This window comes from Halalkalicoccus sp. CGA53 (assembly GCF_036429475.1).
Classification (GTDB): domain Archaea; phylum Halobacteriota; class Halobacteria; order Halobacteriales; family Halalkalicoccaceae; genus Natronorarus; species Natronorarus salvus.
Genome location: NZ_CP144125.1, coordinates 219,454 through 233,720 on the forward strand (window position 1 = coordinate 219,454; position 14,267 = coordinate 233,720).

Consider the following 14,267-nt stretch of genomic DNA (forward strand, 5'->3'; position numbering starts at 1 on the left):
CAGTAATACTACACATATCCCCAGGTACCTCCTTTTTGATTAATTGAATCCACTACTTCTTTCTCCATCTCTAGATACTTAATTGGATCATTTTTCATCACGAGCCCATGCGAGGGACCTACGATGGAAGGCTCATGTTTCTTTATAATATAATCAATTTCATCTTTGAGCTTTTCAGGATCGGCCCAGGCCATCCAATAATGTGCACGAGCCTCAGTCTCAGTGAATCTCGAAACATCAAGGTCTTCTCCGTATTCTACTTCCAATTCATCGACAAATTTTCCTAATTCTTCTCTAGTATGGAAAAACCCATGCCAATCAACCGTAAAGAGGCAATCAGTTTTTTCCTCAGACATCCATATACTCATGGGGGCATCTACAAACTTCGCATCGTGGAATTTGACAATACGACCACCCAGATCAATTTCGTCACCGTCACCGACTTTCATACTATTTTCAAGGTGATATAGCTCGTGATTATCACCTACATCTGGAGCGATTAATTTAGCATTGGGGTATTTTCTTAGAACAGGAACCGTATTACCAGCATGAGGAACATCGGGATGAGAGACGGCTAAATAATCTAATTCTCTATCTCCCAGAGTCACATCCAACATCTCTAAAATCGTATCCGTGAAGTTTGGAGGGAGTGAGTCAAACAATAGCGTCTTCTCATCACCTATGACAAGCCATGCATTAACAGTGATCATAATGTCTTTATCAGGATCATACCAGTCTGGCACTTCCTGACGCATTTCCATTTGCTCTTCGAAATATTGCTGTAGGATATCGAACCCCTGAGCAATGCTCAACCAATATACACCATCTTCAATTTTCCTCACATATCCTCCTGCTAATCCTTTTTCTGGACTTTCTGCTGTTATTCTATACGGTGACTCAAAGTCATTAGTCTCCTCCTTGACTCTACTTGCCATGCAAATAGGACGTAGAGGTTAAGCTATTTATAATTATCGACGCTTAATGAGGTACCGTTAACATAAGCAATTGTTCCAGAATGAGCTAAACTGACTCAGCCAATAGTTCGTCGTCACAGCTTGCCCTAAATACGACTTTTAGAATGCATCAATTGGGAATTTCGACTCTTGAAGCTATAACTCTATCCAATTCTGATCCAATTCGGCATTATCACCTGGCGAACACGGAGCCGTCAGAAGAATCCCTAAGAGGACTTATCTATAATATGACTTTTTAAATCTAAACTCGACTTGGCAATTCTTTCCTACGCTCGCTGACCAGTCAGCAAGCAGTGGAAACGAATCGAACAGCGGTTCCCTGTACACTCGCAACACAGCACCATCGTACTCGGTTTCACTCGTCTTGAGTCGTGGTTTGTACACGTGTTCGAACAGTTCGATTTGGCCTTCCTGGATAGCCGTAACTTCGAGTCCTTCACCGTGCTCCTGAGCGCGGTGATTATGGCCAACGGCTAGTGGACTCACTCGAGGGATTTCGCGTCCGGACGCGAAATCCGACCGCACCTATCGCTACTTTCTCAGTGGAGCCGACTGATCAGCCACCGACCTTGCTCACCAGCAGGCTGCGTACGTCTTTGAGCAACTCGACGTCGATATGAATGACGAAGTGATCCTCCAAATAAACCGGCGACGCCACCGAGTGGTCGGCACAACGTTTGAACACATCGTCGACGTGAACGGGATCGGCGATATGAGGAGGACCGGTTTTCAGAGCTGTGACATACAAAGGTTACGCCAATCACTCGGATGGCGTCGCCGAATTGTACAATCCAGCCGAAGGCGAACTCAAGCAGAGGAACGGGTTCGTCACCACTTGCATCCAAGTCGGCGACGCATTCGTCTTTAGCTAAGACTCACACCTCGGTTGAGTAGCGGTGGCGAGCGTCTCTTGTAAGACCGGTTGTTGTTTGTAGATCTTCTGTGCGTCCTCGATCAGCCGTTCCAATAGCGGCGGTGGCGAGTAGCCGAGATACACACCGAGTTCGTGGAGGATGAGCTGGGCGTGCGACCGGTAGTGATTAGCGAATCTTATTGAGGAATCCGTCGAAGTGATTGTCAATCCAGGAGGCAGCGAAGCTGAGTTTCTCGGTCAGTTGCTCGAACAGCTCGTCGAGCAGTGCTCGGTATTCGTCTTCGCCGTCAACGATCAGCGGCGAAGACTTCCACTTGAGACTTTTCCAGACTGGTTCAATTGGATTGAGGTCCGGTGAACCAACCGGGAGGAACACGAGATCGATCCCGAGTTCGTGGGCCCGCTTGCGCGTGTACTTGCAGACGTGAGAGGAGAAGTTATCCAACACGAGCAGAATCCGCGTGCCGGGATTCTGCTCGCGAATCTCCTTGAAACACTCACAGATCTCTTCTTTCGCTTGATTCGGTGGAAACGACAGCACGCTCTCACCGTTGAGCGCATAGAACCCGGCCGCTGGTGTGTCGATTTTCACTAGCGGCCGGGTAATGTGAGGCTCATCGACCGTGTACAACCGCTGAGAGTTGTCCCACGGTTGTGGGTGCGACACATCGAAAAACCCCCACTACGAGCCCACCATCAGTGCAAAGATCGTCGTCGGTGTCCCACTCTTCGTCGTCTTCGTCGTCCTCGCGCTTGTTGTGGGGATGATCGTCGTCTTCCTCGTCGAACGCATACTCGACGCGTTCGTCGAGGATTGCTTCGGCGTTGTCTGGGCGGTCAGGACGTTTGGTGCGAGGAATCGCGTACGAGAGGCCAAGTTCGTCCAGAATCGTTGGGAGGTAGTGAGGGTGATATTTGACATCAAATTCCTCACTAAGGAGATGCTGAATCTCTTGTTTCTTCCAGGGCTGACCTTCACGGAGGCGGTCGATCAGTTCTTGTTGCTTGGTTTCGTCGAGCTTCGGGGGCCTGCCGCCCCCGAAGTTCGGCGTGAGCTTGCCCAGTCCTCCTTCATTCCAGCGTTCAACCCAGTTGCTGGCTGTCCCCTCTGATTTCCCGACATCATCAGCGGCTTCAATGAGCGTCGCTCCTTTGTACAGCCGCTTGATGAACACGAGTCGCTTGTACACTTTCACATCGTCAACTTCGTTGAGTAATCGATCCAGATCTTCCTCGCTCAAATGACGAAGAATCTCTTTCTCCTGACCCGTCACTACTTGAGGAAAACGCTTTTCCTCAATAATTTCCCCGAATCACTACGGCGAAGCCGAACACGAACGCCCAGACGAACGCCGGGATCTGGAGCTTGCGGTAGCGTTCGACCACGCCGAGTTCCTCGGCGTGCTCTTCGAGGAACTCGGAGGGAAACAGTGTAGTGAGCCGACGCATAATTCGAGATGAGGAGGCTTCGGTGTACACACTCGTCGCCTCCTCATTCCTCTCGAAAAGATGCCTCGATAAGCCGCCGCCGTCACGCGGTTCGTCTGTTAACTAAAGACGGATGGTCGGCGACGTTTACATTCCCTACCGTGCGCACGTGTTCACTGATTGGATCTCGCCCCAGAGTTCAAGCAGCCGTTCAAGAAATAAACCGAGATGGCCGTCAAGGACATCGTGACGCCGCTCCAGCTCCCGGCTGGAGCGGCTCTCACCGTCGTGTTCGATTCTGCTTATTACGTCGGCGAGCTTGTCGTGGCGATCCAAGAAGAGGACTACGACGTGGTCTGTCGCTACGGATCTATTGAATCCACAGAAGGCGTTGGGATAGTCCGTTAGAATATTGGAATTAAAGCGGAAGAAGCCAGTTGTGCAAAAAGTCCTCTTCCGCTTCGTCAAACAGGCTGTCTCGGTCGCACGAAAACTTACTGATGCAGCGCTGATGCAAATCAACCATCCTGCCGGCAACGGGAGTGATTGGCGTAACCTTTGAACTTCCCAGATCTGCAAACTGCGTCCTCTCATACCGTCGATCCCGGTCTCGTCGACAACGTATTCAACCGTTGCGCAGACCACTCAACGCCGGGCGACCTCCTCGGCCTCACTGCTGACCGAGGCTATGACGCGAAAGCCTTCCGCGACGAACTCCGTGAAAACGGCGTTTGTCCTCTGATCAAACACCGGATCTTCACTCTGCTCGATCACGCTCACAACGCCCACATCGACAATGATCGGTATAACCAGCGCACGATGGAAACAGTCTTCTCAAGCATCAAGCGCACTCTCTTGGTGGCGCTGCCGCGCTTGCGCGAACTTGGTGGCTGGAGTTCCGCGAGATGATTCTCAAAGCAACCGTCTATAACATCCGGCGGAGCGTCCAATATCCATGAAATTCAGCGCCGTGTACCGAAACTACAGAGCGCATAAGTTTTACCATCGCACGATTCTCATTGACGGTCGTTTTCATCTCGGGATATAATATTGCCATTATAAACTAACTATATTTAATCTTTAAGAGTATATTATTTAATAAATTATTGCTATGATTATAGGTATTTCCTTCTTCCTTGATTAACGACTCAATTATTTGATAACCGACGGATCATCGGCGATCAACAGGTCGATATTTGGTCGCAGTCCTACTATAGAATTCGCCTATGGAGAACATCCAATCCAAAAATATATAATTGAATTTGTCTCGAGTTAAATTTTTGTTTGTGTACAAATTGGAATTCGGGAGGGTTTATTATGATTGGGTTGGAAAAGCATAGCATGGTTAGAGAAAACAGATCAAATGACATAGTAAAATCCGACGAGACACTGTTCGCCATTATCGAAATACTTCAGCATCATGATCAAGCCGGTGTTACAATGCTGGCAAACTCTCTTGGGATGGCTAAAAGCTCTGTTCATAAACATTTAAAAACGCTTGAAAAAAATGGATATGTTATCAATAAAAGTGGGAAATACCAATTGGGATTTAAGTTATTATCGATTGGAGGAGCAATTCGAGACAGTGACAGATTCTGTAACCTTGCACGTGAATCTGTTCAGAAATTAGTAGAAGATACCAATCAGATGGTGATTTTCTCTTATCGGGAAGGACTGGACGGAGTAGTTGTATTTGTCAGAAATGATCGATATGGGCTTCGGAATGAAGTGCCTCTCGGTAATAGATTCTCGCTTCATATGAACGCTGCCGGAAAAGCCATTCTAGCAAAATTAGCAGACCCTGAGATAGAAGAATTCCTACGAAAAATAGACCTTATTCCGGCAACACCCAACACGATAACAAGTAAAAATGAATTGTGGGACGAGATAGAACGTGTACGAGAGAAGGGCTATGCTATAAGTAAAGAGGAGCGTGTAAAAGGTGTTCAATCAATTGCCGGTGCAGTTGAAAGTGGAGGAGAAGTAGGGGCAATCTCAATATCATTACCTGCTGACTATTCAACTACAGCACAAATTCATACTCGGTTCTCGGAAATAATAGTAGAAACAGCAAACGAGCTGGAGTTACGTGCTCGCTATAAAATATAATTAGCAGATATGGCGAAGAGTCAGAAATTTTTGCTACAGGAGGGGAGTGACTTCCTAATCTAAAAATGGTTTTGAGACAGTAAAATTACAAACATACTGTTGTAATTAGACTCTAATTGAAATTGCTGATAAGGATTGTTTATAATCATCTTGCCATTACTTTCTCGGCCGGGGTTTGGTTGTCGGGTGCCAGGCTTGGCTGTTGGCTGTTATCAGGGTGTCATAGAATACGTCTCACACCCCTATCTGGTACTTATACGGGCTTCAGTTCATACCTCACTCCCTGAGGCACTCATCTTTAGATTCGTTCAGAAAATGTGGTCTGAAATGTTCGGTATGAGAACTATTGTATGACACCCTCTGTTATAGTAAAAGTCGAAGGTGATGAAAAAGCGCTGGGTGCTGGCGCGTCTGCCAATCCACGTTTGATGGAACCGCTCGATCCGCATCGCGAGTATCTGAAACCACTTTTCGATCAGAATCCATTCGACGTAATATAGCCGACCGGTCAGATCACATCCACAAGAGCGGTTAGGGAGCCTATGCCGTGGACGAAAAACGTCACCTCCAAGAGGTTCTGTTTCTCGGCTGACTGGCCAAGAAAACCGGCTGGTAGATCCGTCTCTCGATGAGGAGAGATCATCAAATCGAACACGAGCTTTGTCTCGACATCCATAGCGGCGTTGAGCCAGTGCTGCTGGGGAGCAGTCCTTATCGCAGCATCATCGACAGAGACCCACGATTGCGTGGCCGTCCTCAAAAATCGAGGGTTTCTGATGGGCAGCACGAGAGCGAATCTCTCGTGGACCTCGGTGGGTCTGAAGCTTCGGAGGCAACGCGATGAACCCATTGGAACACTGCTTGATGTGATCGATAGATCTCGAACGTTTCGAAAGCGGCGGCCGTTTCACGAAGTGAAAGTCCTACAGAATAGATCCGTACCGCGAGCGCTCTGAGGGCGTTCGCGTTGCTCTCTTCAGCACAGCATTGTAGTGGACCAGTTTTGAGAGGGACGATGAGTGGTTCTTGGACTTCCAAGACAGCCGAATTCAAGAACTGCTCGCTCGTTGGCTCGACATTACCTCAGTAAGAGATGTATTGGGTGGTCGATAAAATATCTTAGTCATTATCCGGGAATTCGTTCGCCTAGAACGAACGCATTCTACCTTTCTACGACTGAAACTCAATTCGCCGGGCAATTGTGTCGAAAAGCTCCTTCAATACAATATTGGACTCTGTAGTTTCGCTAGACGGAGTTGCCGCGACTGCGTCATTGCCGTAGAAAGCGAAGAGACAGATTGGTATGACATCCGAAATCCATCTCTTCACTTGTGTCACGGTCGCTAAAGCTAAATCAGTTGTCGCTCACTCCGACGAACCCGCCGACTCCGATAGGACTTAGCGCAAGCGATTGATGTCGATGAAGGTTTCGAGCCAGTCAGCAGCGAAGCTGAGTCGCTGTGTCAGTTCGAGGAACGTTGCTTCGACGAGAGCGCGGAACTCGTCCGCGCTCTCGGTCGATATCGGGGAGAGATACCGTTTCAGGCTGTTCCAGACCGGCTCGATTGGTTGGAGATGCGGCGACGCAACTGGAAGAAACACCAGCGAGATACCGAGTTCTTCGGCCTTCTCACGTGTGTAGGTACACGTGTGCGAGGAGAAATTGTCCAGGACGAGCAGAATCCGACCGGTCGGATTCTGCTCGCGGATCGTCTCGAACACCTCGCCGATCCGCTCTTTATGCAACGACTCTAGTGACCGGAGCACGCTTGTTCCGTTCACGGCGTAGAAGCCAACAGCGGTGGTTTTCACCTGCGGCATCTGTTTGACGAGTCTGGGCGTGCCGAACGCCCAGACTCGATGCTTATTGTCCGTCGGTATCGGCCACGACGCGTCGAAAGAAGCCCAAGACAGTCTCTCCGGGATCAGCGGCCTCCTCGAGAGAGTCATCTGCTGTCTCGCCGAGCGCCTCTTCCAGGTGCTCGGCGAGCAGTTCTTCTGCATTCTCTGGTCGGGACGGCGTCTCTGGACATGGAATCGCGTAAGACATCCGATAGGTGTTGCGGAGCAGTCGCTGGATTGAGCCAGAATGTTAGCTGATGCCGAACTCGTCTTCGATCAGCTGTCTGATTTCGGCAGTTGTCCAGGGTTGGCCCTCTTGGAGGAGGCGTTGGAAATTTCTTGCTTGTTGGGGGGAAAGCTTCGGGGGCTGGCCGCCCCCCGAAGCTCGGGATCAATCCATCCTGGGCGTTTTCGTTCCTCCGTTCAAGTCACTCACTACCGATTCCTCGGGTCGCTCCGCACGCCAGGCAGCCTCTTCGATTGTATCGCCTGCGTAGAGATTCCGCACGAAACAGAGACGGCGGACGACACGTCGGTCGTCCGCCTTCTTGATCGCGTCGCGCAATTCCTCGTGGGATAGATGCCGCTCGAGGTGTGCGCGCCGATTACTCATGACTTTTCTGCGCGCTCTACCATCAAAAACTAGCGTTCAACCCTAGCGCGAAGGTCGTGCCGGTCTTTGGGTTGAACGTGCGGTCGCAATCCGTACAGAGATACCGCTGATACTCTCGATAGCTGCCGTATTTGATCACTGACTCAGACTGGCAGCGCGGGCAGTAGAGGCCGTCACGCCAGCGGACCTGCTCCAGCAGGTTCGCGGCGCTCGCCTCTGAGCTAAGCAATTCAAATGGGAACATTGCATTCGGGTGACGCGGTTAGTGAGTCACGGAAGTTTTAGGTATACGTTGAGATGGGAAGGTGATGACTGGACGGGAGAAAGGGATCGTCCGACACCTCAGTGAGGACGATCTCGACCGCTTGCTCACACAGACTGATCATGAGAAGGTGAGAAAGCGGCTCACCTTCATCAAATGGCTGTACAAAGGTGCAACGCTCGAAGATGCAGCCGACGATGTCGGTATGTCTCAATCAACCAGTAGTTGGTGGGTCAAGCTCTGGAATGAGGGCGGACTCGGTCTGCTAACCCCGAACTTCGGGGGCGGTCGGCCCCCGAAGCTCGACGATGAACAACGCGAGCGTCTTCTCGAACTCCTCGAAGAAAGTGAACCCTGGAAGAAACAGGAGATTCAACACCTCTTGAACACTGAGTTCAATGTCAAGTTCCACCCGAACTATCTTCCACGCTTTCTCTCTAATCTTGGCCTCTCGTACGCGATTCCGCGTACAGAGGGGCCAGACCGACCAAAGGACGCTAACGAAATTCTCGAAGAACGCGTTGCCGATGCGTTCGTCGAGGATGAAACTGACGACCCACACAACAAACGGCCTGAGGACGACAGCGACGAGGAATGGACGGTTGATGATGATGTCCGGACAGATGGTGGAACGACGGTCGGATTCTTCGATATCTCGCACCCACAACCGTGGGACAATTCTCAACGGCTCTACACAGTGAGTGAACCAACGATCACCCGGCCGCTGGTGTATCGATTTTCACCAGCGGCCGGGTTCTATGCGCTCAACGGTGAGAGTGTCCTCCAGTTTCTCCCGAATCAAGAGAAAGAACAGATTTGCTCGTGTCTCGAAGGGATACGCGAGCAGAACCCGCTCGTCCGGATTCTCCTCGTCTTGGACACCTTCTCGTCACATTTCCTATGCGCACACGCGTGAACGAGCCCACGAACTCGGGATTGATCTCATCTTTCTTTCAGTTGGCTCACCGCGCCTCAACCCAATCGAGCCGGTTTGGAAGAGCCTCAAATGGGAGTCGTCACCCCTGATCGTGGAGGATGCGGGCGAGTACCGCCCCCTCCTTGATAAGATCTTCACGAAGCTGACCGAACGGTTGAGCTTTGCGAGCGCGTGGATTGAAAATTATCTCGGCGAATAAATCCAAAAGTTACGTTAACGACTATAGCGTCACCCTTGCCCGCTACGCTTCTACAGCGCCATCCCTACTCGACCACCAACCTGTTTCCGAAGAGCGACAACAAAATTAAGCAGGTGCTCTCCCTCTAACTCATCGTCTGCTTGGGTAGGTTTCACACCGCATACAAGCAGATGCTTACTCTAAGCCGATGTGATCGACTGAGAGTAGATGAACGGCATAGCCGTGCTCGCGACGGTTCGCTTCGGCCGCGAGCTGACTCGCTGCCTCAGACCCAAAACTAATGATCCACTGTATCGAACGGTGATGGAATCTCAGCTCGTTCACGAAGCTTCAGGAGGGGTACCGAATTTCAATTTCTCGAATTTGAATACACGGTCAGATTGTTGGAAGAATTCCCATCAATAAATATTTATAGTGGTTCCTCATACTATCGTGCCATGGGAGATAACATCACCCAAGGCCGTCGTCAATTCGTTAAAGCAACCGTAGCTACTGGGGTTGGTGGGATAACAGGAATAACAGGATGTTTGGGTGCAACGGAAGATGAAATTTCATCGATTACAGGAACACCTCTAACTAGAGGACCCGACGACATCTTTGGACAGGCTTTTCGAGAAGCCGGTGAAATGTTTGAAGAAGAAACAGATGGTGAAGTTGAAGTAGAAATAGTTACCCTTGAGACTGAGGAGGAAGCAATTGATGCAACAGCTGATGGTTCAATCGACCTTTATCATACTTCGATGGGCGCACTCACGGTGGCATTTGCTCCAGAATTGGACTTCCTTGAAACACCATTCGTAACACGCGACTATGATCATTTTCTTTCATTAACCGAGGAATGGGTCCACGATGGGCCACTAAATGAAAGTATGATTGAGGAAGGGAACCAGCGGGTGCTCGATTCAACTTTTCGTGGACAAAGAGGGACAATTACACAAGAACCTGTTAGTCACGTAGATGATGTCCAAGGAATGCAAATGAGAGTTCCTCAGTTTGATGACTGGGTTCAGATTTGGGATGCCGTCGGAGTTAATCCTACCCCCGTTGATGCTGCAGAAGTATATCAGGCTCTAGAAACAGGTGTAGTTGAATCAATGGAAGCTCCCGTTGCACAATACGTGAGTCAGTCTACCTATGAAGTTGCTACGTACTTTACACAAACGGATCATTTGCCCCAAACGTTTAATTATGTGATCAATAATGATACATGGGAGTCAATGTCTGATGGCCAACAAGAATTGTTTACCGAAATTCTCAGGGACAGAGCTCAGTGGGCTACGGATCAAGTTGACGAAAATACTGAAGAGTTGTTCGATATGCTTATAGATGAACATGATGTAACTTTGATCTCGTCTGATGAAGTTGATCGGGATTCTTTCGTTGAATCTGCTGAATCCCGAATTGAAGAATTGTTTGATGAGGAGTGGGAAAGCACTTTTGACGAAGTGTTAGACACCTAATCGATACGATGGCAAAGTTAATTGATTTAGTGCTAGATAAGGCCCATAGTACATTTGGGCTGATTGGGTTATATGTATTTTTATTTATGAGTGTAATGGCCCTATTACAAATCTTCTTTCGATTCACCTCGGCCTACATCGGATATTCGGGATATTGGACGGATACATTAGCACGATTTAGTTTAATGATATTAACATTAGCCGGGGTGCCTTACTCAATTCGGAAAAATGACCACATATCAATTAGGCCACTACTTGAGTATATTCCCAGAAAAATCAAAAAAGTATTATTTATTATTAGTGATATTGCTTCCTTATTATTATGCATTTTTGTTATTATTTCAGCGTTTGCTATTCTCCCGCGAGCAAGTAACCAGCAATTACAAGGAGCAGGGGGGTTTATTACACTGGGTCATGCTTATGCATTTTTTATAATAGCATTTTTTTTCGGGGCTGTATATATATTAGAAAGGTTAATAAAGGTGTTATTGGGTAGGGAACCAGATGCGGATGTTCAGCAAGAAGAGGAACTAGATGGAAATGTTCCGGAGGCGACATAAATGGCTGAATTTGGAACGTTATTGGCTCTATTTTTAATAATACTAATTGGATTTTATTTATTGGGGACGCCAATTGCGTTTTCTCTTGGACTGACTTCCCTCACAATTATGTTATTACCGGTAGGTCCATCATTCACCTACCAAGTGTTTGCGTCACAAATGTATTCTCAATTGAATAGCTTCACATTGCTAGCAATTCCGTTTTTCCTATTTGCTGGAAGAATGATGAACGTAATAGGGATGACAGATGACCTTTTCGATTTTGCTACAGAATTAGTTGGATCTTTTCCCGGCGGTCTTGGACATGTAAACGTAGTAGTTAGTATACTGTTTTCTGGAATGAGTGGATCAGCTGTCGCTGATGCTGCTGGAGTAGGTGTTGTAGAATATAAGGCAATGGTTGAGAGAGGGTATTCTGGAAGGTTTGCCGCTGGTATAACAGGTGCATCAGCGACAATTGGTCCTATAATACCACCAAGTATCCCACTGATCATATATGGAGTATTTGCTGAAGAGTCAATTGGCGCATTATTTATTGCTGGAATTATTCCAGGATTACTAATGGGGGTTTGTTTAATGATTTTTATTACATTATTAGCCCTGCGAGCTGGTGAGAAACTATCGCAGACGCGATTTCCGAATTTAAAAAGGCTAGGTATAACTGGCTTAAAGGCTGTTCCTGGATTCTTGGCACCAGTGATAATTATCGGAGGGATTTTGTTCGGATTTTTCACACCAACGGAAGCGGCCGCTGTAGCCGGTCTATATACCGTTATAATTGGGTTTGGACATTATGGCTTAAAGCTGGAAAATATACTACAGACTTCTAAAAAGACGTTTGAGGATACTGCGGTACTGACTATAATTATTGGATTTGCAAGTGTTTACGCATTCTTGATTAACATTTCTGGACTCCCATCAATGATTGAAGCCTTTGTTTTAGATTTCCCCTTCGGGGCTACTCTTCTCCTATTTATCATAGTAGCGCTCTTATTAATACTGGGTACCTTCATGTCGCTACTCGCTATTATCATTGTCACCGTCCCTTTACTAGCTCCTATTCTTCCCGCTCTAGGAATCAATGTCATTCATTTCGGGATCGTGATGATGATAGCATTGATGATTGGCCTTATCACTCCCCCTCTTGGAATTATATTATTTGTGCTAGAACGAGTGACCCCATTGAGTCTGGTGGAAATATCGAAAGGTGTTGCGATATTTTACATCCCATTACTCACTGCCTTGATTATTCTCATACTGTTCCCGGAGCTATCGTTATACTTACCGAGAAGGTTCGGATTAGGTGGGCTCTGATAACCAAGAGATCAAACACCGTTGCATAAGGCTCACAACGCCCGAATGGATGATGATGCCTACAATCAGCGGTCAATGAGTGAAATAGGCTTCTCGCAGTTGAAGGAAGACGACGGCGAGAAGCTGCGCTCCCGGAGCTGGCACGGCCAGTTCCGGGAGCTGACTCGGAAGTGCATCGTCCATAACCTGACGCAGGCGGCGAGTTAGGGCTCGCCGCCTGCTCCCCTTCTCCGGACGTATCCGGGAGAGGTATCGCCGTCGTCACCGGAACAATGGAGCAAGATACCATAGTTTTGACCCTTCGATAAACACCGCTAGCGACAGCTATCGCATCTTCTGACTCCAAGAACCGGTCTCTGACGCCGTAAAACCGTGAATGATCGACCCCACCCCGACGCAGTCTTGCGTTCAACAAGGCAGGAGATTCTCATCTAGACAGTGCTACTAACACTGAATCTATTAGAGAATTGAATCTGAACGCACAAAGATTACCAATACACAGCTACTGGCCGGATCACGACAAGAGGTTCATTAGCACTAAACGTATTGTCGTCGACCGATATATTATCGGATCCATTCATATCCTCCAGCATATTTTCGAAGCTATTGCGAAGCTGCTCCATCTCGCTCTCGCTAAACACGGTTTCCGCGACGCGCAGAAATTCAACGTAATCCCAATTGCTGTCCTCGTCTTTGTGGGTTTCTACGACGCGGCCGAGCGCAGTGTATCTTTTGGGTCTGAGGAGATCTGTCTTCTCGACCCGCAACTTATCCAAATTCAATAACATACCGCACTGTGTGTATGTTCCGTCCGAACCCTCGTTCTCTTCCTCAACAAGCTCAAGGATTAAACAGATATCCTCGCCGTACACTACTTCCAGAAGCTTTTGCAATTGTTGGTTTTTCTTTTGTTGCTGCTGTTGTTGTATGCCAGAAATAATCGGATTGGTTTCAGGGTTGAATATATCGCTCCAGACATTTTCGGAACCCTGTCCTAAGGCATTTTCTGACGCTCCGGATTGTAGTTGGTCCCATCGCTCTTGAGCATGTGGACGACCCGTGAAACCATCTGTAGAGACGGCGTCGTGGTCATCTTCTGACCCGCATTGTTCATCAAGACTTTCCAATTGTTCAACGGTAATGAGTCTGGACAGCGCCAGTATCGTCCGATACAGCGGATCAATCTGGCCTTCGCCCGTCACCCGAACGATATCGCCTAATTCCAAATCCTGATTCATTGGCTTGATCTTCTCCTGCTCATCGAGATCTTGTTCAAGCAAGGTATGCAACCCTTGGTCGATGACACGCCCCGCCGTATCGGACATACGTTCAGCTGTCAGGGCGCCTGAGAGGTCACTCTCGATATTGAGGCGGCCAAGCATTTCGAGAAACGGAAGAGCTACATCGACGCCAGCACCGGCGGTAGCGTCACCTTGGATATCTGTACGTTCGTGCTCTTCTATGGTGTTCGGAACCATGCCGTGCAGGGATGCATACCAGCCGTCTACAGTAACTTCGTCCAGGTAGATATAGTCGCGAATCGTGTCTCCCCTACTTGTCATGCGTATAACTGTCTTGTAGAACTCAAAGATGTTTCGCTGGTAGCGTGTTGCTCTCCGACAAGGGTCAGGAATATGTGATTGTTAGCCTATCAGGAGTTAATTTTATACCACAATGCAACACTCAGTACTGGCA

9 protein-coding genes and 8 pseudogenes are annotated in these 14,267 nt (G+C 48.3%); 9 read left to right on the top strand and 8 right to left on the bottom strand.

Annotated features, from left to right (window positions below; all coding sequences use genetic code 11):
* Window positions 1–8 precede the first annotated feature (8 nt).
* The 4 genes and pseudogenes from V2L32_RS02350 to V2L32_RS02360 form a co-directional block, all read right to left on the bottom strand.
* Window positions 9–935, bottom strand: a complete 927-nt coding sequence (locus V2L32_RS02350) for an MBL fold metallo-hydrolase (RefSeq protein ID WP_331234838.1) — start codon at window positions 933–935, stop codon at window positions 9–11.
* A gap of 907 nt (window positions 936–1,842) precedes the next feature.
* Window positions 1,843–2,025: pseudogene (locus V2L32_RS21085) on the bottom strand (IS4 family transposase); the annotation flags it as partial.
* A pseudogene (locus tag V2L32_RS02355) lies at window positions 2,015–3,122 on the bottom strand (IS630 family transposase). The pseudogenes V2L32_RS21085 and V2L32_RS02355, both read right to left, overlap by 11 nt.
* 46 nt (window positions 3,123–3,168) lie before the next feature.
* Window positions 3,169–3,297, bottom strand: a pseudogene (locus V2L32_RS02360) (IS4 family transposase); the annotation flags it as partial.
* Window positions 3,298–3,504: 207 nt separating this feature from the next.
* On the opposite strand from V2L32_RS02360, the gene V2L32_RS02365 reads away from it, so the two are divergent.
* The 3 genes and pseudogenes from V2L32_RS02365 (at window position 3,505) to V2L32_RS02375 (ending at window position 5,385) form a co-directional block, all read left to right on the top strand.
* The gene (locus tag V2L32_RS02365) at window positions 3,505–3,684 is read left to right on the top strand and encodes a hypothetical protein (protein ID WP_331234839.1); all 180 of its coding nucleotides are present in this window, start codon (window positions 3,505–3,507) and stop codon (window positions 3,682–3,684) included.
* 246 nt (window positions 3,685–3,930) lie between these two features.
* A pseudogene (locus tag V2L32_RS02370) lies at window positions 3,931–4,235 on the top strand (transposase); the annotation flags it as partial.
* A 382-nt stretch (window positions 4,236–4,617) separates the two neighbouring features.
* Window positions 4,618–5,385, top strand: a complete 768-nt coding sequence (locus V2L32_RS02375) for an IclR family transcriptional regulator (protein WP_331234840.1) — start codon at window positions 4,618–4,620, stop codon at window positions 5,383–5,385.
* A 508-nt stretch (window positions 5,386–5,893) separates the two neighbouring features.
* On the opposite strand, the gene V2L32_RS02380 is transcribed toward V2L32_RS02375, so the two are convergent.
* Window positions 5,894–6,172: a hypothetical protein gene (locus V2L32_RS02380; RefSeq protein WP_331234841.1), complete on the bottom strand. Its 279-nt coding sequence runs from the start codon at window positions 6,170–6,172 to the stop codon at window positions 5,894–5,896.
* 516 nt (window positions 6,173–6,688) lie between these two features.
* On the opposite strand from V2L32_RS02380, the pseudogene V2L32_RS02385 reads away from it, so the two are divergent.
* Window positions 6,689–6,778, top strand: a pseudogene (locus tag V2L32_RS02385) (IS5/IS1182 family transposase); the annotation flags it as partial.
* 5 nt (window positions 6,779–6,783) lie between these two features.
* Here V2L32_RS02385 and V2L32_RS02390 read toward each other — a convergent pair.
* Together V2L32_RS02390 and V2L32_RS02395 are read right to left on the bottom strand one after the other, a co-directional pair.
* Window positions 6,784–7,476 (bottom strand): IS630 family transposase, encoded by a 693-nt coding sequence (locus V2L32_RS02390; RefSeq protein WP_331236654.1) that lies wholly within the window; start codon window positions 7,474–7,476, stop codon window positions 6,784–6,786.
* Between the two features lie 410 nt (window positions 7,477–7,886).
* Window positions 7,887–8,084: pseudogene (locus V2L32_RS02395) on the bottom strand (transposase); the annotation flags it as partial.
* A 64-nt stretch (window positions 8,085–8,148) separates the two neighbouring features.
* Here V2L32_RS02395 and V2L32_RS02400 point away from each other — a divergent pair.
* The 5 genes and pseudogenes from V2L32_RS02400 to V2L32_RS02420 form a co-directional block, all read left to right on the top strand.
* Window positions 8,149–9,238 (top strand): annotated as a pseudogene (locus tag V2L32_RS02400) (IS630 family transposase).
* 437 nt (window positions 9,239–9,675) lie between these two features.
* Window positions 9,676–10,698, top strand: coding sequence for a TRAP transporter substrate-binding protein (locus V2L32_RS02405; RefSeq protein ID WP_331234842.1), 1,023 nt, complete (start codon window positions 9,676–9,678; stop codon window positions 10,696–10,698).
* Between the two features lie 8 nt (window positions 10,699–10,706).
* Window positions 10,707–11,258: a TRAP transporter small permease gene (locus tag V2L32_RS02410; protein ID WP_331234843.1), complete on the top strand. Its 552-nt coding sequence runs from the start codon at window positions 10,707–10,709 to the stop codon at window positions 11,256–11,258.
* Window positions 11,259–12,572: a TRAP transporter large permease gene (locus tag V2L32_RS02415; protein ID WP_331234844.1), complete on the top strand. Its 1,314-nt coding sequence runs from the start codon at window positions 11,259–11,261 to the stop codon at window positions 12,570–12,572. It abuts the gene before it with no gap.
* 6 nt (window positions 12,573–12,578) lie between these two features.
* Window positions 12,579–12,779: pseudogene (locus tag V2L32_RS02420) on the top strand (IS5/IS1182 family transposase); the annotation flags it as partial.
* Window positions 12,780–13,060: 281 nt separating this feature from the next.
* Here V2L32_RS02420 and V2L32_RS02425 read toward each other — a convergent pair.
* Window positions 13,061–14,134 carry a DUF6414 family protein gene (locus tag V2L32_RS02425; RefSeq protein WP_331234845.1) on the bottom strand — a complete coding sequence of 358 codons (1,074 nt, stop codon included), beginning with the start codon at window positions 14,132–14,134 and terminating at the stop codon, window positions 13,061–13,063.
* Window positions 14,135–14,267: the final 133 nt, after the last annotated feature.

Bases quoted from the DNA above. Each gene is read 5' to 3' on its own strand.
- V2L32_RS02350 (WP_331234838.1), bottom strand. From the start codon at position 935: ATGGCAAGTAGAGTCAAGGAGGAGACTAATGACTTTGAGTCACCGTAT.
- V2L32_RS02365 (WP_331234839.1), top strand. From the start codon at position 3,505: ATGGCCGTCAAGGACATCGTGACGCCGCTCCAGCTCCCGGCTGGAGCG.
- V2L32_RS02375 (WP_331234840.1), top strand. From the start codon at position 4,618: ATGGTTAGAGAAAACAGATCAAATGACATAGTAAAATCCGACGAGACA.
- V2L32_RS02405 (WP_331234842.1), top strand. From the start codon at position 9,676: ATGGGAGATAACATCACCCAAGGCCGTCGTCAATTCGTTAAAGCAACC.
- V2L32_RS02410 (WP_331234843.1), top strand. From the start codon at position 10,707: ATGGCAAAGTTAATTGATTTAGTGCTAGATAAGGCCCATAGTACATTT.
- V2L32_RS02415 (WP_331234844.1), top strand. From the start codon at position 11,259: ATGGCTGAATTTGGAACGTTATTGGCTCTATTTTTAATAATACTAATT.
- V2L32_RS02425 (WP_331234845.1), bottom strand. From the start codon at position 14,134: ATGACAAGTAGGGGAGACACGATTCGCGACTATATCTACCTGGACGAA.